The organism is Streptomyces sp. NBC_01803 (assembly GCF_035917415.1).
GTDB lineage: Bacteria > Actinomycetota > Actinomycetes > Streptomycetales > Streptomycetaceae > Streptomyces.
Genome location: NZ_CP109073.1, coordinates 3,976,706 through 3,996,771, shown reverse-complemented (window position 1 = coordinate 3,996,771; position 20,066 = coordinate 3,976,706). Strand labels below are relative to the sequence as shown.

Here is a 20,066-nt window from a genome sequence, read left to right as displayed (position 1 = left end):
CATGGTACGGGGGCGGCCGGGGGCGCCCCCACCGCGCGGGCGTTGTCAGTGCCCGGGGATAGCGTTGCGGCATGGCTGTGCAGACGTCGTCGGAGGCGCCGATCCCGGTCGGCGAGGTGTCCCGGCTCATCGGGGGATGGATCGACCGGCTCGGCGCGGTGTGGGTGGAGGGCCAGATCACCCAGCTCTCGCGCCGCCCGGGGCTCGGGGTGGTGTTCCTGACCCTGCGCGACCCCTCGCACGACATCTCGGTGCGGGTGACGTGCTATCGCGGGGTCTTCGACAAGGTGGCCGACGTGATAGCGGAGGGCGCCCGGGTCGTGGTCCTCGCCAAGCCGGAGTGGTACGCGCCGCGCGGCGAGCTGTCGCTGCGGGCGACGGAGATCCGCGCGGTGGGGATGGGCGAGCTGCTGCTGCGGCTGGAGCGGCTGAAGCGCGCGCTGGCGGCGGAGGGGCTGTTCGCCGCGGGGCGCAAGCGGCGGCTGCCGTTCCTGCCCGGCTGTGTGGGCCTGGTGACGGGCCGGGCCTCGGCGGCCGAGCGGGACGTGCTGGAGAACGCCCGGCTGCGCTGGCCCGCGGTCCGCTTCGCGGTGCGGAACGTGGCGGTCCAGGGGGTGCACGCCGTCCCGCAGGTGATCGAGGCGGTCCGGGAGCTGGACGCGGATCCCGAAGTGGACGTGATCGTGGTGGCCAGGGGCGGCGGCAGCGTGGAGGATCTGTTGCCGTTCTCCGACGAGCGGCTGGTGCGCGCGGTCGCGGACTGCGGCACGCCGGTGGTCTCGGCCATCGGGCACGAGCCGGACGCGCCGCTGCTCGACCTGGTCGCCGACCTGCGCGCCTCGACGCCGACGGACGCGGCCAAGCGCGTCGTGCCGGACGTGGGCGAGGAGCTGGCCCGGGTGCGGCAGCTGCGGGACCGGGCGCGCTGGGTGCTGGAGTCCCGGCTCGACCGTGAGGAGCGGGGGCTGGCGGCGGCCCGGAGCCGGCCGGTGCTGGCCGATCCGCACCGGATGATGGATGGACGCGCGGAGGAGATCGCGGCGCTGCTCGGGCGCTCCCGGCGCACGCTGGGGCATCTGCTGGACCGTGCGGGCGCGGACCTGGAGCACACCCGGGCGCGGGTGATCGCGCTGTCCCCGGCGGCGACGCTGCGGCGCGGGTACGCGGTGCTGCAGCGGGCGGACGGCTCGGCGGTGCGCGCGGCCGACGAGGTGACGGAGGGTGAGCCGCTGCGGGCCCGGGTCGCGGACGGTGCGTTCGGAGTGACGGTCGGCGAGCGGCCCGGGGGGCGGGCATAGGGTGGCGGCCATGACGGAAGCGGACGCGGGCACCGCGCTCAGCTATGAGCAGGCCAGGGACGAGCTGATCGACGTGGTGCGGAGGCTGGAGGCCGGCGGGGCGACGCTGGAGGAGTCGCTGGCGCTGTGGGAGCGCGGGGAGGAGCTGGCACGGATCTGCGGTCAGTGGCTGGACGGCGCCCGGGCCCGGCTGGACGCGGCGCTGACGGCGGGCGAATCGGCCGCGCCCGCGGCGGACGGAGCGGGTGCGGCGGGTGCAGCGGACGCGGCGGAGGAAGAAGCGGAGCTGGGGCGGGAATAGCCCCGGGGGCGGAGAAGTTGGGACGGCCCGGAGGTTGATTTTTCAACCGCCAGCGTTCCGCTCCCTCGCGCTCCGCCTTGTCGAGCGCTCCGTCTCCTCAAGGAAGGCAGCAGCACCATGCCGCTCGCACTCGACGCCGCCGCCCAGGACCTTCTCTTCCACCAGGCCCACACGGCCCGGGCGTTCACCGACGAGCCCGTCACGGACGAGCAGGTGCGCGCGATCTACGACCTGATCAAGCTCGCGCCCACCGCGCACAACTCGTCGCCGCTGCGCGTGACCCTGCTCCGCAGCGCCGAGGCGAAGGCGCGGCTGCTCCCCCTTCTCTCCGAGGGGAACCGGGCGCAGACCGCCGCCGCCCCGCTGACCGCGATCCTCTCGCTCGACCTGCGCTTCCACGAGAAGCTGCCGAAGCTCTTCCCCGTGGTCCCGGACCTGAAGGACCTGGCCTACGCCGACCCCGAGGGGCGGGAGCGGGCCGGGCTGCTGAGCACCGGACTTCAGATCGGGTACTTCGTGCTGGGCGTCCGCGCCGCCGGACTCGCCGCGGGCCCGATGTCCGGGTTCGACGCCGGGGCCGTCGACAAGGAGTTCTTCGGGGACGGCCGGCAGAGGGCGCTCGTCGTGGTGAACATCGGCAGGCCCGGCGACACCGCGTACAACCCGCGCCTGCCGCGCCTGGACTTCGACGAGGCCGTCAGCGTCCTGTGAGCCGGGCCGGTGGGCGCGGCGCGGGCGGACGACGAAGGGTCAGGGGCGGTCGGCCCTGACCTCCAGCGCGCCGGCCAGGTGCGCGAGCCGGTCCCAGGGCGCCGTGCCCATGACCACGGTCGTCACGTCCGGCTCCGTCAGCACCAAGGCGTCGTACTTGGAGCCCTCGTAGCGCGCCCAGTCGCGGCCGTCCACGCGCTCGGTGGCGCCGGTGTCCTCCGCGCCGCGCGTCACCTCGGTGATGAACCGTGCGGGGTCGCCGTCGGCCTGGGTGAGCGCGGCGTACTCGTCGCCGGGGTCCAGGAAGCCGAGCCGCCAAGTCGCGCCGAACGCGCCCCGCGGGTCGTACCGGACGGAGGTGGCCCGCCAGCGGTCGGACAGACCCTCCGGGGACAGCAGGTCGTAGGGCGCGGCGCGGGCCGCCGTGACCGACGCCACGTCGTACTCCATGGTCTGGACCGTGTCGTCCGGCTCCTCGTCGGGGTTGAGGACGAACAGGGCGAGCACGGCGGCGCAGAGCGCGGCCATGGACAGCACCATGTTCCGCACGGACTCCAGGCGCCGCCGCCGGTCCGGCCGCGCGCTCGCCGCGTCGTCCGGCGCGTCGGTCGCCGTCTCGGTCGTATCGGTCGCCACGTCGTTCGCCACCTCCCCATGGTCGCGCATCCCGGCCCGGGATCCGCACCCGCCCCCGGCCTCCCGCCCCCGGCCTCCCGCTCCCGACGGTCCCCCGCCTCCAACGTCCGCTCAAAAGTAGGCCGATCGGCTCATGTGTACGAGAGGCGGATAAAGTCGAAGGCAACCCTCAGCGCGACTCGGCGCAGAAAGGTCGTCTCCGATGACTGATCACCACCTTCCGCCCCCGCTGGATGTCGCCCCCGAAGCACCCGACCGCAACCTGGCCCTCGAACTGGTCCGCGTGACCGAGGCCGGCGCTCTCGCCTCCGGCCGCTGGGTCGGCCGCGGCGACAAGAACGGAGCGGACGGCGCGGCCGTGCGCGCCATGCGCACCCTCATCTCCACCGTCTCGATGAACGGCGTCGTCGTCATCGGCGAAGGCGAGAAGGACGACGCGCCCATGCTCTACAACGGCGAGCGCGTCGGCGACGGTTCGGGCCCCGAGTGCGACGTGGCCGTCGACCCGGTGGACGGGACCACGCTCACCGCCAAGGGCATGGGCAACGCGGTCTCCGTGCTGGCCGTGGCCGAGCGCGGCTCGATGTTCGACCCCAGCGCCGTCTTCTACATGGACAAGCTCGCCACCGGCCCGGAGGCCGCGGACTACGTGGACATCGACGCGCCGCCGGCCGTCAACATCCGGCGGGTGGCCAAGGCCAAGGGCGGCTCACCGGCGGACGTGACCGTCTGCATCCTGGACCGCCCGCGCCACGCCAACCTGGTCAAGGAGGTCAGGGAGAGCGGCGCGCGCATCAAGTTCATCTCGGACGGCGACGTGGCGGGCGCGATCATGAGCGCGCGCGACGGCACCGGCGTCGACCTGCTCCTGGGCATCGGCGGCACGCCCGAGGGCATCATCGCGGCCTGCGCGATCAAGTGCCTCGGCGGCACGATCCAGGGGAAGCTGTGGCCCAAGGACGACGCCGAACGGCAGGCCGCCCTGGACGCGGGCCACGACCTGGACCGGGTGCTGCACACCGATGACCTGGTCCGCGGCGAGAACGTGTTCTTCGTCGCCACCGGCATCACCGACGGCGAGCTGCTGCGGGGCGTGCGTTACCGCGCGGAGACGGCCACCACCCAGTCCCTGGTGGTCCGGTCCCGCTCCGGCACCCTCCGTCAGATCGACTCCACGCACCGTCTCACCAAGCTCCGCGCCTACAGCGCGATCGACTTCGACCGCGGCCGCTAGGCGGCACCATCGGGGCTCGGCGGAACCCCGGCCCCCAGCCCGTCGCGGCCGGCTGGGGGGCGGGGTCGGGGCCGCCGGGCCCACGGGTCTCACGCGATACGGCCCATGTCCGCCGGCCGGCCGCCGGAAGCCGCCTCCCGGCGGCGCCTGCGGCTGAGGACCACCCGGCGCTCGGCGGCCGTCAGGCCGCCCCACACGCCGTACGGCTCCGGCTGGAGCAGCGCGTGTTCTCGGCACTCCAGCAGCACGGGACACCTGGCACACACGGACTTGGCCGCCTGCTCACGGGACAGCCTGGCCGCCGTGGGCTCCTGGGACGGGGCGAAGAACAACCCCGCCTCATCCCGCCGGCAGGCGGCCTCCGAGTGCCAGGGTCCACCCAGATCTCTCGAACTGCGCTTGGCTGGTACGGGTGATGACCACTGGGACTCTTGTGGCGGTGACGATTGCAGCACGGTCAACTCCTGACGACGGCTACCGGGGGTCGCTCTTCGCTGATGGACCCTCACCCGACAAAGGCGATGCCGCAGATCACCCTTCCCGCCATGCGGCCATACGAGTGACGGTCCCCCGAGCCCTACCCGCTGTGCGCACGCTTATGCACGGAGCGACAACGTGGCCCGCCGGATCAGCCGTTCCGGTCACCCGTCCCGCAGGTCACGCACCCGTTTCCCGGGCACCGGCTTCGCCTCGACGCCGCCCCAGATCGCCACGCCGCGCACCAGCACGACCGGCGCGCCCGGGTCGCCGGACTCCGACTCCCGCACCTCGAAACCGCCCATGACGCCACTGCCGCCGCTGCGCAGGCTCACGTTCTCCGGCACCTTGATCTCCACGCCGCCGCAGATCGCGGTGACGTTGATCACCACGTACTGCTGCTCGAAGATCGCCTCGGTCAGGTCCAGTTCCACGCCGCCGAAGACCGCCACCACGTTGATCTTCGCGCCCACCCGCCAGCGGCCCTGCCGGCTGGCGCCGCTGAGGACGGCCACCACGCTCTTGGCGTTGGCGACCCTCAGCCCGTGTCCACCGCGCCCCGCGGCGGGGCCGCGCACGGGCGCGGCGACGGGGGCCGCCGGGCTCTGCCCGGCCGGGAGATCGCGGATCAGCGGCTCCAGCTCGCCGAACGTCTTCGCCCGGTACGCCGCCTCGACCCGCTCGGCGTGCTCGTCGGGGTCAAGGCGGCCCTCGGCCAGCGCCTCGCGCAGGATGTCGGCGATCCGGTCACGGTCCGCGTCGGAAGCCCGGACGACCGGCTGCTTGTCCAGCGGCACGGCGGGCGGATTCTCAGCGCTCACACGCTCAGCCTACAGACACGCGATACATCGCGACTAGGAGGTGGGCAGGGCCATCTCGAACCACACCAGCTTGCCGGTGCTCAGCCGCGTCGCGCCCCACTCGCGGGCCAGCCGCTGCACCAGATACAGGCCGCGCCCGCCCTCGTCGGCCGGTCCGGCCTGCCGCAGGCGCGGCAACTGCGGTACGTCGTCGCCCACTTCGCAGCGCAGCGCGTCGGTGCGCAACAGCCGCACGGACACGGGCCGTTCCGCGTACCGCACGGCGTTGGTGACGACCTCGCTGACGAGCAGCTCGACCGAGTCCCCCAGCTCCTGCAACTCCCAGCGGGTCAGGCTCTCCCGGACCAGTCGGCGCGCCTCGCGCACCGACTCGGCGCGCGGGTCGAGGCGGCAGTACGCCACGTTGTCCGGGGCGATGCCCTCGAACCGGGCGGCCAGCAGGGCGATGTCGTCGTCCCGGTCGCCGGGGCCGACGATGTCCAGCACCTCGTCGCACAGCGGCTCCAGCGGGGCCGCCGTGTCCGGGCGCGTCAGCCGCGAGACCTCGGACAGCTTCTCGCGCAGATGCCCCACCCCGGTCCACACGTCCCGGGTGCGCGACTCCACCAGCCCGTCCGTGTACAGCACCAGGGTGGCGCCGGCCGGGGCGGCGATCTCCACGGTCTCGAAATCGACGCCGCCCACGCCGATCGGCGCGTTGGGCGGCAGATCCACCAGCTCCGTCGAACCGTCGGTGTGCAGCAGCACGGGCGGCGGGTGACCCGCGTTGGCCGCCGTGATGCGGTGCTCGACCGGGTCGTACACCGCGTACAGGCAGGTCGCCATCCGGTCGGTGCCCAGCCGCTGCGCCTGCTCGTCCAAGTGGTGCAGCACCTCCTGCGGCGGCAGATCGAGCCCGGCCAGCGTCTGCACGGTCGTCCGCAGCTGCCCCATGATCGCGGCCGAGGTCGTCGAGTGGCCCATCACGTCGCCGACGACCAGCGCGACCCGGCTGCCCGGCAGCGGGATCGCGTCGTACCAGTCGCCACCGACCCGCGCCGACTGCGCCGCCGGAAGATAACGGCTGGCCAGCCGCACGCCGGTGACCTGCGGCAGGTCGTCCGGGAGCATCGTGCGCTGCAGCTCGTCCGCGATCGACGCCTCCCGCCCGTACAGCATCGCCTTGTCGACGCCGAGCGCCGAGTGCGTGGCCAGCTGCTGGGCGACCTGGAGGTCCTCGTGCTCGAACGGCTCGCGGTGCGGCTCGCGCAGGAAGACGGTCGCGCCGATCACCCGGCGGCGCCCGCGCAGCGGGGCGACGATCGCGCGGTGGTCCTCCGGCGGGTACACCGCCCCGGTCAGCTCGCGCAGCGCGGCTCGTGGCACCTGCGATTCGGTGAAGACCGGCCGCACGCCGCGCATCACCTCGGCCAGCGGGCCGTTGCCGCGCACCTCAAGCCGGGGCGTGGCCTCGGCGAGCAGCGCCTGCAGCGGGCCCGTGCCCTCGGCGCGCAGGTCGCCCAGCGTGCCGAGGGTCAGCGCCTCGGGGATCCGGTCGGTGCGGCGCAGCCTGAGCACCCACGGCGTGACCGGCTGCTCGTCGCCGACCGGCAGCGGATCCCGCAGGTAGACGAGGATCGCGTCCGAGAAGGTCGGCACGGCGGCCCGGCACAGCCCGAGCACGATCTCGTCCAGGTCGATGCCCCGCGCGATCCGGCGTGTGGCCGCCCCCACGAACCGCAGCCGGTCGGTCTCGGGCATCCCGCCGTTGAGTCCCTCGCCGCCCGTCGGGCGGACGGGTGGGTGCTCCACGGGGTCGGGCTCGGAGCGCGCGTGCGGCAGCGCCGAGCTCTCGGCGAACGAGGGTACGTCCGCCGTGCGAGCCACGGGCTGCGAGGAGGTCGGGTCCGTCACGGGGGGCTGTCCATCCAGGCGGGGAACTAGCGTGCGGGGTGAGGGCGTTGTCCAGAAGCGGTGGTGCCGGAAGCGGTCGTGGGGGTCGATCCTACGTTTGGTGCCAGGGGGCGTATCAAGAGGCTCTTGGGTGATGCGGCATGCGGTGTGCTTCCGGTACGGACGCCAGGACGGTGGCGGGCCGGTCCCAGTCGGCCGGCAGCTGCGGGGTGCGCCAGCGCGGGTCGGGCCGCCAGGACGCCCAGTTCTCGGAGAACGGCCTGCCCCACGCGCGGATCAGCCGGGTCGCCTCCCGGCCGGCTTCGCGGATCCGCTCCGCCTGCCCGGGGTCCAGCAGCCCGGCCTGCTGCGCCTGGGCGAATTCGTCCTCGTCCCGCCACTCCCAGCTCCGGTCGGGATAGACCGCGATATCGAGGAAGTGATCCTCGGAATCGACCCCGCCCGGCCACCGGCTCCGGGGCTCTTCAAGATTGACGTACCAGTTCTTGAAGCGCCAGCCCCGGTCCCAGAAAAGCCACACGGACCACGGGCGGCCCGGGGACGCCAGCTTGAGCACCCCGGCGCCGAACCAGCGGGAGCGGACGGTGGTGCGTGGCTTGGTGTAGCGGGTGGCCAGCGGCTCCTGGTGGATGGAGGTGCCGTCGGCCAGCTCCGGCTTGATGCACTCGGTGCCCGGCGCCATCCAGACGGCCAGCAGGTCGGGGGTGTCCTGCACAACGGTGACGGGCCGGCAGATATGGAAGTCGCTGGAGCCTTGTGAGCCATTGGCCCGGTAACGCCACAGAATGTGATCGCCGGGCCGCCACGGATGCGCACCGCCGGTCGCGTCTTTTCCCGTTGTCATCTACACATGGTATTCGGGCCGACGCGGACAGCGGGCGCATCCGGGTGTGACGTGCGCGGGACGCTCAGGGGCGGGTCATCCGCAGCACGTCCAGGGCCTCGTCGAGCTGCTCGATCGTCAACTCGCCGCGTTCCACGTACCCGCCGTCGAGGACCGTCTCGCGGATGGTCTTGCGCTCGGCCAGCGCGCGCTTGGCGATCTTGGCGGCCTCCTCGTAACCGATGTATCGGTTGAGGGGGGTGACGACGGACGGGGACGACTCAGCGTACTCGCGGGCCCGTTCGACGTTGGCGGTGATGCCGTCCACGGTGCGGTCGGCGAGCAGGCGGGAGGCGTTGGCCAGCAGCCTGATGGACTCCAGCAGGTTCTTCGCGATGACCGGGAGCATCACGTTCAGCTCGAAGTTGCCCGAGGCGCCGGCCGTGGCCACGGTGGCGTCGTTCCCGGTGACCTGGGCGGCGACCATCAGGACCGCCTCCGGGATCACCGGGTTGACCTTGCCCGGCATGATCGAGGAGCCGGGCTGGAGGTCGGGCAGGGCGATCTCGGCGAGGCCGGTGCGCGGGCCGGAGGACATCCACCGCAGGTCGTTGCAGATCTTGGTGAGCGAGACGGCGACCGTGCGGAGCTGGCCGGACGTCTCGACCAAACCGTCGCGGGCGCCCTGCGCCTCGAAGTGGTCGCGGGCCTCGGTCAGCGGCAGACCGGTGGTGCGGGCGACCTCGGCGATGACGGCGGCGGAGAAGCCTGGCGGGGTGTTGATCCCGGTGCCTACGGCGGTGCCGCCGAGCGGGAGCTCGGCCAGGCGCGGCAGCGAGGCGGTCAGCCGCTCGACACCGTAACGGATCTGCGCGGCATAGCCGTTGAACTCCTGGCCCAGGGTGACCGGGGTGGCGTCCATCAGGTGGGTGCGGCCGGACTTCACGACCTCGGCGAACTCGGCGCCCTTGCGCTCCAGGGACTCCGCCAGGTGCGCGAGAGCCGGGATGAGCTCGCCGGTGACGGCACCGGTGGCCGCGATGTGGATGGAGGAGGGGAAGACGTCGTTGGAGGACTGGCTGGCGTTGACGTGGTCGTTGGGGTGGACCGGGCGGCCCAGGCGCTCGGTGGCCAGGGTCGCCAGCACCTCGTTGGTGTTCATGTTCGAGGAGGTGCCGGAGCCCGTCTGGAAGACGTCGATCGGGAAGTGCTCGTCCCAGCGTCCCTCGGCGACCTCCTCGGCCGCCTGGACGATGGCCTCGGCCATGTCCTTCTCGATCACGCCGAGCTGCGCGTTGACGGTGGCCGCCGCCGCCTTGATCCGGGCGAGGGCGGCGATGTGGGCCCGCTCCAGACGCTGGCCCGAGATCGGGAAGTTCTCCACGGCCCGCTGGGTCTGCGCCCGCCACCTGGCGTCCGCCGGCACCCGCACCTCGCCCATCGAGTCATGCTCGACGCGGTATTCGTTCGTACCACTCATGGGGACGAATCTACCGCCGGGTCCACCCGGCCGGTCACCCGGCCGACCCCTTTCCGGCCCGGCCGGAGAAGACGGGCCAGGCGGCCGGAACACGGCGCTCGCGGGGCCGGGACGGGCCCCCGGCCCGCGGGGCCGGACCGCCATCCGACCGGGGGTGGCGTGGGGTGAGGCACCGGAACGTCGCACCCACCCGGATCACTCGGTGCGGAGGCCGTCCGGACACATCAGGTGCCAGCGGACCGGCAGGCTGACCACCGTCACCAGCGCGATCATCCCGGCCCGCCGCCGCCATCGGCGGGAACACGAACCAGCCGGTGACCGGCGGGCCGACCAGGGCCATCGGCAGCGTGCCGAGCCCCGTTCCGACGAAGGCCGCCAGGGTCAGCCCGAGGACCACGGGCACGGCGGTCCGCCAGAGCGCCGGAGCACCGAGGCCCTAGGGGGCCCGCGCCTGGTGCCGACCTCGACCAGGGTCGCCAGCGGGCCGCGGCGCTCACGGAGTTGCTCCACCATGGAGGCGAGCATGCTCGCCGCGATGACCGACATCACACCGGTCCCCCTACCCGCGGCCCTCGCCGGACGTCCGCCATGTCGTCGCGTCACCCCGGCAGCACGGAAAGGACCCAAGGTCGCAACGCCCCTTAACTCCTCCGCGTCTGATCCCCTAGCGTGATGGCCAGGCGGTCGGGGCCGACGGGGCGGAGACGAAGTGAATGAACAGACGGGATCGGGCACGGAATCCGAGCGCGCGCCCGGACCCGGCGTCGTCAGCCCGGACACCGCCCGGCGGCCGTGGGAGGACGGGCCGCAGGAGCCGCCCCCGCCGGAGGAGATCGGGCCGAACGAGCCGGCCGGGCCCGCCACCGCCGACGGGCCCACCACCACCGACGGGCCCGCCGATGGCGAACCCGTCGGCGCGGCCCTGCGCTCGGCCGCCCGCCGGGTCCGTGGCGTGGCCGTCGTGGTGGCCCGCAAGCCCTACTGGGAGCGGCCCGGCTCCACCTGGGTCGTCCGCCGCTGGCCCGACCTGACCGCCTGCCTGGCCGGTACCTTCTTCTTCTGGCTGTCCCTGACGCCGTCCCTGGTCCCCCGCCCCTGGTACTACCAGGGGGCCATCGGCGGCATCACCGCCACCATCGGATACGGCCTCGGTGCCCTGGTGAGCTGGCTGTTCCGGCTGCTGTCACCCTGGCGACCGAGCGAGGCGGTCCGGGCGCGCTGCTGGCTGGCCTACCTCCTGCTGCTCCCCTGCGCCGTGGCGTTCCTGCTCGGCCGGAGCGCCGACATGCAGCGCGAGCTCCGCCGCCTCCAGGGGATGCCGCCCACGCTCACCTGGCACTCGCTGATGATCGCGCTCATCTCGCTCGCCGTGCTGGCGCTGCTGCTGGTGGTGGCCCGGTCCATCCGGCTGGGCACGCGCCTGCTCACCCGGCTGCTGAACCGTTTCGTGCCCTGGCCGGTCGCGGTCGCCCTCGGGCTGGCGCTCAGCACGGCCATCGTGGTCGTCGGGACCCGCGACGTGGTCTGGGACCGCGGCATTCTGGAGGTCGCCGACCGCATCGCCGCCGCCAAGGACCGCAGCACCGACCCCGGCGTGATGCGGCCCTATTCCCCGATGCTCTCCGGCAGCCCCGACTCGCTCGTCTCCTGGGACGACCTGGGCAACAAGGGCCGGACGTTCACCGGCACCGCCATCTCCGCCCAGGAGATCGCCGAGTTCACCGGCGAGGAGGCGCTCGACCCGATCCGCGCCTACGTCGGCCGCGCCGCGTACGACGACTACGCTGACGCCGCCGAGCTCGCCGTGCGGGAGCTGGAACGCACTGGCGCCTTCGACCGCGAGGTGCTGGCCGTCACCGGCACCACGGGCACCGGCTGGGTCAACCCGACGACGGTGGAGGCGCTGGAGTACATGCACGGCGGCGACACGGCGGTCGTCACCATGCAGTACTCCTACCTGCCGAGCTGGGCGTCGTTCATGGTGGACAGGAACGAGGCCGGCATCGCCACCGAGGCCCTGTTCGACGCGGTGCACGCGCGCTGGGAGCAGGAGCCGGAGAACGACCGGCCCAAGCTCCTGGTCTTCGGCGAGAGTCTGGCCGTCTCCGCGATCGAGTCCGCGTTCGACGGTCTGGACGACATGATCGCCAGGACGGATGGCGCGCTGATGATCGGACCGCCCGACTTCAGCCCGATCCACTCGGAGCTGACCGAGCACCGCGATCCGGGCAGCCCGGTGTGGCGCCCGGCCTACGACCAGGGCCGACACGTGCGGTTCGCCCAGTACCCGGAAGAGGACCTGGCGCGGCCGGCCGGAGAGGTCTGGGAGGAGCCCCGGATCGTCTATCTGCAGAACGCCTCGGACCCGGTCGTGTGGTGGTCGCCCAGCCTCCTCTTCCAGCGCCCGGAGTGGCTGAACGGGCCGCTGGGCCCGGACGTCACGTCGTCGATCGACTGGTTCCCCTTCGTCACCTTCTGGCAGACGACGGTGGACATGGCGGTGTCGTACGGAGCCCAGGCCCCGCACGGCCACCGCTACGGCTCCAACCCGGTGGACGCCTGGGCCGCGATCGCACCGCCCACCGACTGGACGGAGACCGACACCGACCGGCTCGGCTGGCTGCTGGAGGTCCGCCACCCGCCGAAGCACGGCTGGGCGGGCTGACGGCCCGACCCCCGCGCTACGCCTGGCCCTCGCCGCCTTCGCCTTCCCCGGCCCCCGCCGTCCCGGCGTCGCTTCCGGCACCGGCACCGTTCCCGGTCCCAGCCCCGGTCCCAGCCCCGGCCACGGCCACCGGCGGCGGGGTCGGGGCCAGCTCGGCGACCGTCGCGCCGCTCACCACCGTGCCGTGCCGCCGGTCGGCCTCCTCCTGGTACGCCCGCAGATAGCCGACGACCGTGTTCGTCACGGCGATCAGCGGCACGGCCATGATCGCGCCCGGGATGCCGGCCAGCATCGAGCCGGCCGCCACACCGAGCACCACGGCCAGCGGGTGCACCCGGACCATCCGGCCCAGGATGAACGGCTGGAGGATGTGGCCCTCGATCTGCTGGACCAGCAGCACCACGCCCAGCACCAGCGCCGCGTCCACCACGCCGTTGGTGACCACCGCGACCAGAACCGCCAGCGCGCCCGAGGCGATGGCGCCGACCAGCGGCACGAACGACGAGACGAAGACGATCACGGCCAGCGGCACGGCCATCGGCACGTCCATCACGAACAGCCCGATGCCGATGCCGACCGCGTCGATCAACGCCACTATCACCGTGCCCCGGACATACCCGGTGAGGGCGATCCAGGCGCGCGGCCCGGCCCCCGCGACGCCCTCGCGCGCCGCGCGCGGCACCAGCCGCAGGAACCAGTGCCACACCCCCTGGCCGTCATAGAGGAGGAAGAGGACGACGAAGAGGGTGATGCCCGCGCCGGACAGGAACTCGACCGCGTAGTTGACGCCTTCGAGCCCGGCCGAGGTCAGCGTGTCGCTGTTGTCGCTGATCCACTCATTGATGTTGTCGACCCACTCGTTGAGGTTCTCCTCGGTGATGTCGAACGGCAGCGCCAGGATCCAGTCCCGCAACTCCTCGACGCCGTCCTGCACCTGGTCCACGAGCTGGTCGGAGTTCTCTATCACCTGCCAGATCACGAACCAGCCGATCAGACCCATGACGGCGAAACCGCCGAACGCGGTGACCACCGTCGCCGCGCCGCGGCTGAAGCCCGCGCGCTTGAGCCAGCCCACGACCGGCTGGAGCAGCGCCGTGATCAGCAGACCCGCGGTGAAGGAGATGACGAGCAGGCTGATCGAGCTGACCACCTGAATCAGCACCCAGACCACACCGGCCAGCACCAGCGTCCGCCAGCCCGCCTCGGCCGCCACCCGGACACCCCACGGGATCACCTCGGCCGGCTGGGGCCGGCTCGGGGACGGTTCAGGGAGGCCACCGCCCGGCCGCCGTCCGCCCCCCGCGGCTCCGGCCCCGCCGCCCGCCACCGGCGGCGGCGACCCGTCGGCGACCACCGCCTGGCGGATCCTGGCCTCCAGCGGACGCTCGGCCGGATCCGGCCCGCGTCTCGTCCGCACCGCGACCGCCGCCTCGGCCTCGCCGCGTTCCCCGGCCTCCACCTCCAGCCGCTCCTGCTCACGCTCGGCAGCGGCCTTGGCGCCCAGCACCCGTCTCCCGACACGCGAGAGACCGGCCCTGGCCCGGCTCAGTCGTGACATCCCGTTTCCCTCCGCCCCCATATGACTCACCGCGGTGCGGGGGATGACGTTACCGTGCGCGGCCCCCGGGTGCCCGGCACTCCGCGTGAACGCCGAAGTCCCCGTACCGGCCCGGGTACGGGGACTTCACGGTGCGTGGAACGGATCAGTACCAGCCGTTGGCGGTCCAGAAGTCCCAGGCGCCGCAGGGGCTTCCGTACCGGTCGTTCATGTAGTTCACGCCCCAGCGGATCTGGGTGGCCGGGTTCGTCTGCCAGTCGTCTCCGGCCGAGGACATCTTCGAACCGGGCAGGGCCTGCATCAGGCCATACGCCCCCGAGGACGGGTTCGTCGCGGTGTGATCCCAGCCGCTCTCGTGATCCACGATGTTGGAGAAACACTGGAACTGGTCGGCCGCCACGATCTGGCGGGCCATCGCCTGGACATCCGCCTTGGTGTACGACGACTGCACGGGGAAGCTTGTCTCCGCGGGCGCCGCGGCGGTCCGCGCCTCGAGCTCGGCCTCCGCCGCCTCGCGCTCCGCCTGCTCCTGAGCCTCCCGCTCGGCCTCGGCCTTCCGCTCGGCCGCGTCCTCGGCCGCCTGGATCCGCGCCGCCTCCTGCGCGGCCCGCCGGGCCTCCGCGTCGGCCGCGTTGGCCTGCGACTCCGCCTGCTGCGTCAACGACGCGGTGTGCAGCTGGGCATTCGTGCCAGCGGGTATCTCCGCGAGCAACGTCGCTTCCGCCGCGACCACCTCGATGTCGTCCACGGGACGAGTCTGCTCGTCCCCGGACGCCACGCCGACGGCAGCGCCGACGGTGGTCACCGCGGTGGCGGACGCCACTGCGAATCCCCGGACCGAAATCCCGGTCACACGGTTTCCTTCCGACATCGCCCACTCGGTTGACCCTGCGGGCGCAATCGTGCCCCCGACACGGGCCTCCCCTGGCGTACTCACAGGAGGCACTGGCCCGGTCGGGGTCTCGCGCCGTGAGGCGCGAGATCCACGTGGTACTTCGGGCGGCATACGGCGAGCGGCTGTTCAGTTGTAAGACGCAGTCCTTGCGGTGCCCTTGGGGGGCATCGGGGCCGTATGCGGGGCCTGACAGACGCACACACTGCCGGAAGCGGATGCCCCGAGGCAATTCAGTCTCATGTGGGAAAGCTCACAGGCGGTTTGGGCTTGCCAAATCGCGGATAACCCTCATCAAGGCGCCTGCCTGCGCCTCTTCGGCCCCGACCGCCGCGCGCGCGAGGCGATTGCGCCCACGAAGCCCCTTTCGCCCAAGTCCTCCCGGACCCTACACGTTTCCGCCCGCCCATCCCTTTCGGGAGAGGCGGGCGGAGGACGCGCCGGGCGACTAGATCCTGTCGTCCTCCAGCATTTCCGTCACCAGCGCGGCGATGGGCGACCGCTCCGAGCGCGTCAGCGTCACATGGGCGAAGAGCGGGTGGCCCTTGAGCTTCTCCACGACCGCCACCACGCCGTCGTACCGGCCCACGCGCAGATTGTCCCGCTGGGCGACATCGTGCGTCAGCACCACCCGAGAGTCCTGGCCGATCCGGGACAGCACCGTCAACAGCACGTTCCGCTCCAGGGACTGGGCCTCGTCGACGATGACGAACGCGTCGTGCAGCGACCGGCCGCGGATGTGGGTGAGCGGCAGCACCTCCAGCATGCCGCGCGCCACCACCTCCTCGATCACCTCCCGGGTGGTCACCGCGGAGAGCGTGTCGAAGACGGCCTGCGCCCACGGGTTCATCTTCTCGGCCTCGGTGCCGGGCAGATAGCCCAGGTCCTGGCCACCGACCGCGTACAGCGGCCGGAAGACCATCACCTTGCTGTGCTGCCGCCGTTCGAGCACGGCCTCCAGACCCGCGCACAGCGCGAGCGCCGACTTGCCGGTGCCCGCCCGGCCGCCCATGGAGACGATCCCGATCGACGGATCGAGCAGCAGGTCGAGTGCGATCCGCTGCTCGGCGCTGCGCCCGTGGATGCCGAACGCCTCCCGGTCCCCACGCACCAGCTTCACCCGCCCGTCCGGCGTGACCCGGCCGAGCGCCCGCCCCCGCTCGGAGGAGATGACGAGACCGGTGTGCACGGGCAGCGCGGCGGCCTGCTCGTCGTGGACGCTCTCGGTGGCGAACAACTCGTCGACGGCCTCTCCGGTGAGACCGACGTCCACCATCCCGGTCCAGCCGTCGGCGTCGGTGATCGCCAGCTCGGCGCGATACTCCTCGGCGGCGAGCCCGACCGACGACGCCTTGATGCGCAGCGGCAGGTCCTTGGAGACGACGGTGACGTCGTGGCCCTCGGCCTGGAGGTTGCGCGCCACCGCGAGGATGCGCGAGTCGTTGTCCGTCAGACGGCCCCGCTCGTTCAGCATGGCGGCGGGCAGCACGGCCGGATCCGAGTGGTTCAGCTCGACCCTCAGCGTGCCGCCCAAGTCACCGACGGGCAGCGGGGTGTCGAGCCTGCCGTGCCGGACGCGGAACTCGTCCAGCCGACGCAGGACCTCCCTCGCGAAATATCCGAGCTCGGGGTGGTGCCGCTTCGCCTCCAGCTCGGAGATGACCACGACCGGCAGGACGACTTCATGCTCGTCGAAGCGGGTGATGGCCGCCGGGTCGGCGAGCAGGACGCTGGTGTCGAGGACGTACATGCGCCGGTCGTTCGAACGCTTCTTGCTGGTGACCACGTGTGGACGAACCCCCTCGGAAGAGGTGCGGAATCAAGGCGCCCAGAGCGCCGGGGGTCAGGACGGCCGGCCCCGGCCCGTACGCGCGGGCCCGGTACCGGCCCTGATCCCCACCTGAGATAGGGGGTGTCGTGGTGCGCAAACGGGCCTCCCGGCGGACAGCGGCGATGCGCTGTCCGCCGGGAATATGCCCGCTGTCTGCGCATCTCATGCGAAGAACGCGCTGGCCGGGCGGACAATCCGCCCGGCCAGGTGTCCGGCCCGGGCTTCCGCCCGGTGGTTCGCATGGTGTTCCGGCGGATTTTCCGCCCTGTCTTGCGCCCCGTCTTCGGCCCCGTCTTCCGCCCGGCCCGGCGCGGCGGTCTCAGACGCCGTAGCGCCGGTGCCGGGCCGCGTAGTCGCGCAGCGCCCGCAGGAAGTCGACCTTGCGGAACGCCGGCCAGTACGCCTCGCAGAAGTAGTACTCGGAGTGGGCGCTCTGCCAGAGCATGAAGCCCGACAGCCGCTGCTCGCCGCTGGTGCGGATCACCAGGTCCGGATCCGGCTGGCCACGGGTGTAGAGGTGCTCGGAGATGTCCTCGACCCCCAGCCCCTCGGCGACCTGCTCCAGCGTCTGCCCCTCCGCCGCGCGCTTGGCCAGCAGGGAACGGACGGCGTCGGTGATCTCCTGCCGGCCGCCGTAGCCCACGGCGACGTTGACGAGTATTCCCTCGCGGCCCCGGGCCAGCTCCTCGGCCTCCCGCAGCACGCGCCGCGTCCGCTCGGGCAGCGCGTCCGAGGCGCCCACGTGGTTGACGCGCCAGCGACCGTCCTCGGCCAGCCCACGCACCGCGCCCTCGACGATCGACAGCAGGGGGGTGAGCTCCTCGGGGGCGCGGTTCAGGTTGTCCGTCGACAGCAGCCAGAGGGTGACGACCTCGACGTCCGTCTCGGCGCACCAGCCGAGCAGCTCCTGGATCTTGGCGGCGCCCGCCTCGTGGCCCTGCCTGGTGGTACTGCCCGCCGCCTTGGCCCAGCGGCGGTTGCCGTCCAGGATGACCCCGATGTGCTTGGGTCCGCCGTCGGTGTCGAGCCTGCCCTCCACCCGGCGTGCGTACAGCCTCACGGCCAGGCGGCGCAGCTTGTTCCTCATCGTGTGTGTCAGCCCCTCCGGTGCCCTCTCCCCGACCCCCGGCACTCTACTGCCGGGCCCACGCCCCGGGCACCGGAACCGATGGATCCGGCCGCCGCGTCCCGCGCACGTACGGTCCACACGCCGCGCGCGCGGATCCGCGGCCGACTGGCGGACCAGCGGTCCGTGGCCAGGCTGCGGTCCGCGGACAAGAAAGCGGGCCGGTCCGTGGGGGGGGTTACGGACCGGCCCGAGGGGGGGTTTCCACCGTAACGCATGAGTGGCCATGGTGGCTGCACCTTCCACAGAATCAGGCCGCGAGTCCGCCGAGGAGGAGGGCGACCAGGGCGCCCAGGGCCATGAACGGCCCGAACGGAATGGTCCGCCCGCGCCCCGCCCCGCCCGCGATGACCAGGGAGAACCCGTAGCCGGCCGCGAGCAGGAAGCCCACGAGTGTTCCGAAGAACACAGTGGACCAGCCATACCACCCGAGGACTACTCCGATCGAGGCAGCCAGTTTGACGTCCCCGAAGCCCATGCCGCGCGGATTGATGAGAAAGAGGACGAAGTACACCCCGGTCAGCACCGCCCCACCGAACAGCGCCCCGCGCCAGCTGCCGCCGGCCCCGGGCAGCAGAGCGGCCACGCCGAGCCCGGCGGCGACAGCGACGGCCAGCGGGAGGGTGAGCACGTCCGGCAGCCGCTGCACGGCGAAGTCGACGGTGGCCAGCAACACCGCGGCCGGCACGGCGAGCAGCCAGACCACCAGTTCGGGCCGAGCTCCGACGGCGACGGCCAGCGCCGCGCAGACCACGGCGGTCACGGCCGCCAGCCGGACGGGCGGAGCGCCGTAGGCCGACACCGCGCCCGCGCCCGCGCCTCCGCAAGCGGCGCAGCGCCCGGTGCCCAGCCAGCCGCGCGGACGCGCGCCCAGCGGATGCCCCGCCGGACAGGCGGAGCGCCACGGCTCTTCCGGCTCGACGGCCAGCCGGTACCCGGGGCGGACCAGCAGCGATCCGGCCAGCGCGCCGTAACTCGCGGCGGCGGCGATGAGGAGGGGATGCACGGCCCGAAGCGTAATGCGGGCCGGCCTGCCCGAGTGGGGGGAGGGCAGACCGGCCCGTGGAATGGGGTCGGACCGGAGCGGGGGGGGGTGGCTCACGGTCCGCCCCGCCAGCCGTCGTCGGGGTGGGAGTGACGACGCTGGCCGCACAAGATGTCAGCGGCTGCCAACAATTGGAACACTACCGCACCCCACCGGAACCTGTTCCCTCCGTGCGCCGGTCAGCCGCTCGTGACGCGGCGCAGAGCCCGTCCGTAGCCCCGGGCGATGAGCCGCTGTGCCGCCCTGCCCAAGGGCCCCGCGGCACGGGCGTACCAGGCGACGCCCCGGCTGAACGCCGTGACCGTCAGCCAGACCGAGTCGTCCGGCAGCCGTTCGACGACGAACGCTTCTTCCCCTGCCTCGGGATGTCCGGACAGCGTGCCGTACGCGAAACCGATCCGTTCCGGCTCCCTGACGACCCACACGACACGGCACGGGGCGCGCAGCCGCAGCGGTCCGGCGCCGAGCCCGACCGTGATCTCGGCCCCGGCGACCGCCTCGGCGGCGTCCGCCTCCACACTCATCCCGACGGCCCGGTGCATCCGCCACTCCAGCAGGGCCCGCCCGGCGGCGTCGCGCGCCGCCGGGCCGGTGCCGACGCGGGTCCGCCGCCGGAGAAGATGGAACCCGGGTGGCGGCAGCGCCGCTCCCGCGCCACCATCGCGGGTGGCGCCGACGTCCGCGTAGGTGAAGCCATCGGTGCGACCCGCGTGACCCGCTGCTTGCCCCTCGGTGCTCATGGGGCCGTCGTACCCGGACAGGGGGCGGGCGCGCAAGCGCGGTCAGGCGGTCGGCGCGTAGTCGGTGATGGTGTAGCAGACCTCGTCGTCGATGGTCATCTCCTCCTGGTCGATCTCGATCCAGGACGGCGGCCCGTCCGGCGCGTCGGAGCCCTCCGGGTACTCGACGACGACCTTGAACGCACCGTTCTCCCGGGCCCGGTCGGCCTCCGCCAGCAGCTCGCCGATCGTCGGCACCCCGTCGACCGGCTCCTGCCACGGCTCGGCCGGGGTCGCCTCGACGACCCGGCCGCCGACGACGGAGACCTGGAAGAGGCCGATCAGGCTGTGTTCGCCGCACGTCGATTCGAGGGTGTACCGGTAGTCGTCCGGCTCCCGCCACTCCGCGCCGCCGGTCGGCTCACCGCCGGCCCGCTCCTCGGCGCCGGTCGGCGTGTCGCCGCAGCCGGCCAGGACGGGGAGGAGGAAAAGCGCGCCGAGCAGAGCGCTCTTCATGCCCGTCGGGCTCATCCGGCTCATCGGGCTCATCCGGCTC

At 72.9% G+C, this 20,066-nt stretch carries 18 protein-coding genes; 5 read left to right on the top strand and 13 right to left on the bottom strand.

The genetic code is table 11. The features are described from left to right. Window positions 1-71 precede the first annotated feature (71 nt). From xseA to OIE51_RS18245, 3 genes are all read left to right on the top strand, one after another. The gene (gene xseA / locus OIE51_RS18255; RefSeq protein ID WP_326598793.1) at window positions 72-1,298 is read left to right on the top strand and encodes an exodeoxyribonuclease VII large subunit; all 1,227 of its coding nucleotides are present in this window, start codon (window positions 72-74) and stop codon (window positions 1,296-1,298) included. 10 nt (window positions 1,299-1,308) lie between these two features. After that, window positions 1,309-1,599, top strand: coding sequence for an exodeoxyribonuclease VII small subunit (locus OIE51_RS18250; RefSeq protein ID WP_326598792.1), 291 nt, complete (start codon window positions 1,309-1,311; stop codon window positions 1,597-1,599). Between the two features lie 117 nt (window positions 1,600-1,716). Next, window positions 1,717-2,310, top strand: coding sequence for a malonic semialdehyde reductase (locus OIE51_RS18245; protein ID WP_326598791.1), 594 nt, complete (start codon window positions 1,717-1,719; stop codon window positions 2,308-2,310). Between the two features lie 39 nt (window positions 2,311-2,349). On the opposite strand, the gene OIE51_RS18240 is transcribed toward OIE51_RS18245, so the two are convergent. Next, window positions 2,350-2,958 carry a DUF4245 domain-containing protein gene (locus tag OIE51_RS18240; protein WP_326598789.1) on the bottom strand — a complete coding sequence of 203 codons (609 nt, stop codon included), beginning with the start codon at window positions 2,956-2,958 and terminating at the stop codon, window positions 2,350-2,352. 190 nt (window positions 2,959-3,148) lie between these two features. On the opposite strand from OIE51_RS18240, the gene glpX reads away from it, so the two are divergent. Then, a complete protein-coding gene (glpX, locus tag OIE51_RS18235; protein ID WP_326598788.1) occupies window positions 3,149-4,180 on the top strand; it encodes a class II fructose-bisphosphatase in 1,032 nt (343 codons plus the stop codon). 89 nt (window positions 4,181-4,269) lie between these two features. Here glpX and OIE51_RS18230 read toward each other — a convergent pair whose 3' ends face one another. The 5 genes from OIE51_RS18230 to OIE51_RS18210 form a co-directional block, all read right to left on the bottom strand. Then, window positions 4,270-4,635, bottom strand: a complete 366-nt coding sequence (locus OIE51_RS18230) for a WhiB family transcriptional regulator (protein ID WP_442811957.1) — start codon at window positions 4,633-4,635, stop codon at window positions 4,270-4,272. A gap of 186 nt (window positions 4,636-4,821) precedes the next feature. Further along, on the bottom strand, window positions 4,822-5,478 hold the full coding sequence (locus tag OIE51_RS18225; protein WP_326598787.1) for a DUF1707 SHOCT-like domain-containing protein: 657 nt from the start codon (window positions 5,476-5,478) through the stop codon (window positions 4,822-4,824). Window positions 5,479-5,511: 33 nt separating this feature from the next. Next, a complete protein-coding gene (locus OIE51_RS18220) occupies window positions 5,512-7,371 on the bottom strand; it encodes an ATP-binding SpoIIE family protein phosphatase (protein WP_326598786.1) in 1,860 nt (619 codons plus the stop codon). Window positions 7,372-7,486: 115 nt separating this feature from the next. Further along, window positions 7,487-8,215: a cytidylyl-2-hydroxypropylphosphonate hydrolase gene (gene fomD, locus OIE51_RS18215; RefSeq protein ID WP_326598785.1), complete on the bottom strand. Its 729-nt coding sequence runs from the start codon at window positions 8,213-8,215 to the stop codon at window positions 7,487-7,489. A gap of 64 nt (window positions 8,216-8,279) precedes the next feature. Continuing rightward, on the bottom strand, window positions 8,280-9,674 hold the full coding sequence (locus OIE51_RS18210; protein ID WP_326598784.1) for a class II fumarate hydratase: 1,395 nt from the start codon (window positions 9,672-9,674) through the stop codon (window positions 8,280-8,282). Window positions 9,675-10,383: 709 nt separating this feature from the next. Between OIE51_RS18210 and OIE51_RS18205 the strand changes: the two genes are divergently transcribed. Next, entirely contained in the window at window positions 10,384-12,339 is a 1,956-nt protein-coding gene (locus OIE51_RS18205; protein WP_442811956.1) for an alpha/beta hydrolase, read from the top strand. Between the two features lie 16 nt (window positions 12,340-12,355). On the opposite strand, the gene OIE51_RS18200 is transcribed toward OIE51_RS18205, so the two are convergent. The 7 genes from OIE51_RS18200 to OIE51_RS18170 form a co-directional block, all read right to left on the bottom strand. Beyond that, window positions 12,356-13,897, bottom strand: a complete 1,542-nt coding sequence (locus OIE51_RS18200) for an AI-2E family transporter (RefSeq protein ID WP_326598783.1) — start codon at window positions 13,895-13,897, stop codon at window positions 12,356-12,358. 145 nt (window positions 13,898-14,042) lie between these two features. Then, window positions 14,043-14,750, bottom strand: coding sequence for a transglycosylase SLT domain-containing protein (locus OIE51_RS18195; protein WP_326598782.1), 708 nt, complete (start codon window positions 14,748-14,750; stop codon window positions 14,043-14,045). Between the two features lie 487 nt (window positions 14,751-15,237). Continuing rightward, window positions 15,238-16,575, bottom strand: a complete 1,338-nt coding sequence (locus OIE51_RS18190) for a PhoH family protein (protein ID WP_326598780.1) — start codon at window positions 16,573-16,575, stop codon at window positions 15,238-15,240. A 364-nt stretch (window positions 16,576-16,939) separates the two neighbouring features. Further along, window positions 16,940-17,707 carry an isoprenyl transferase gene (locus tag OIE51_RS18185; RefSeq protein ID WP_326598779.1) on the bottom strand — a complete coding sequence of 256 codons (768 nt, stop codon included), beginning with the start codon at window positions 17,705-17,707 and terminating at the stop codon, window positions 16,940-16,942. 289 nt (window positions 17,708-17,996) lie between these two features. Next, complete coding sequence (locus OIE51_RS18180; protein ID WP_326598778.1) at window positions 17,997-18,752, bottom strand: A24 family peptidase; 756 nt, start codon at window positions 18,750-18,752, stop codon at window positions 17,997-17,999. A 218-nt stretch (window positions 18,753-18,970) separates the two neighbouring features. Next, window positions 18,971-19,531, bottom strand: a complete 561-nt coding sequence (locus OIE51_RS18175; protein ID WP_326598777.1) for a DUF1990 family protein — start codon at window positions 19,529-19,531, stop codon at window positions 18,971-18,973. 42 nt (window positions 19,532-19,573) lie between these two features. Continuing rightward, window positions 19,574-20,026: a DUF6174 domain-containing protein gene (locus OIE51_RS18170; RefSeq protein ID WP_326598776.1), complete on the bottom strand. Its 453-nt coding sequence runs from the start codon at window positions 20,024-20,026 to the stop codon at window positions 19,574-19,576. Window positions 20,027-20,066 lie beyond the last annotated feature (40 nt).

What these genes read in the sequence shown, in the direction of transcription:
- OIE51_RS18200 (WP_326598783.1), bottom strand. Translation starts at nt 13,897, where the DNA reads ATGTCACGACTGAGCCGGGCCAGGGCCGGTCTCTCGCGTGTCGGGAGA.
- OIE51_RS18245 (WP_326598791.1), top strand. Translation starts at nt 1,717, where the DNA reads ATGCCGCTCGCACTCGACGCCGCCGCCCAGGACCTTCTCTTCCACCAG.
- xseA (WP_326598793.1), top strand. Translation starts at nt 72, where the DNA reads ATGGCTGTGCAGACGTCGTCGGAGGCGCCGATCCCGGTCGGCGAGGTG.
- OIE51_RS18210 (WP_326598784.1), bottom strand. Translation starts at nt 9,674, where the DNA reads ATGAGTGGTACGAACGAATACCGCGTCGAGCATGACTCGATGGGCGAG.
- OIE51_RS18170 (WP_326598776.1), bottom strand. Translation starts at nt 20,026, where the DNA reads ATGAAGAGCGCTCTGCTCGGCGCGCTTTTCCTCCTCCCCGTCCTGGCC.
- OIE51_RS18250 (WP_326598792.1), top strand. Translation starts at nt 1,309, where the DNA reads ATGACGGAAGCGGACGCGGGCACCGCGCTCAGCTATGAGCAGGCCAGG.
- glpX (WP_326598788.1), top strand. Translation starts at nt 3,149, where the DNA reads ATGACTGATCACCACCTTCCGCCCCCGCTGGATGTCGCCCCCGAAGCA.
- OIE51_RS18175 (WP_326598777.1), bottom strand. Translation starts at nt 19,531, where the DNA reads ATGAGCACCGAGGGGCAAGCAGCGGGTCACGCGGGTCGCACCGATGGC.
- fomD (WP_326598785.1), bottom strand. Translation starts at nt 8,215, where the DNA reads ATGACAACGGGAAAAGACGCGACCGGCGGTGCGCATCCGTGGCGGCCC.
- OIE51_RS18185 (WP_326598779.1), bottom strand. Translation starts at nt 17,707, where the DNA reads ATGAGGAACAAGCTGCGCCGCCTGGCCGTGAGGCTGTACGCACGCCGG.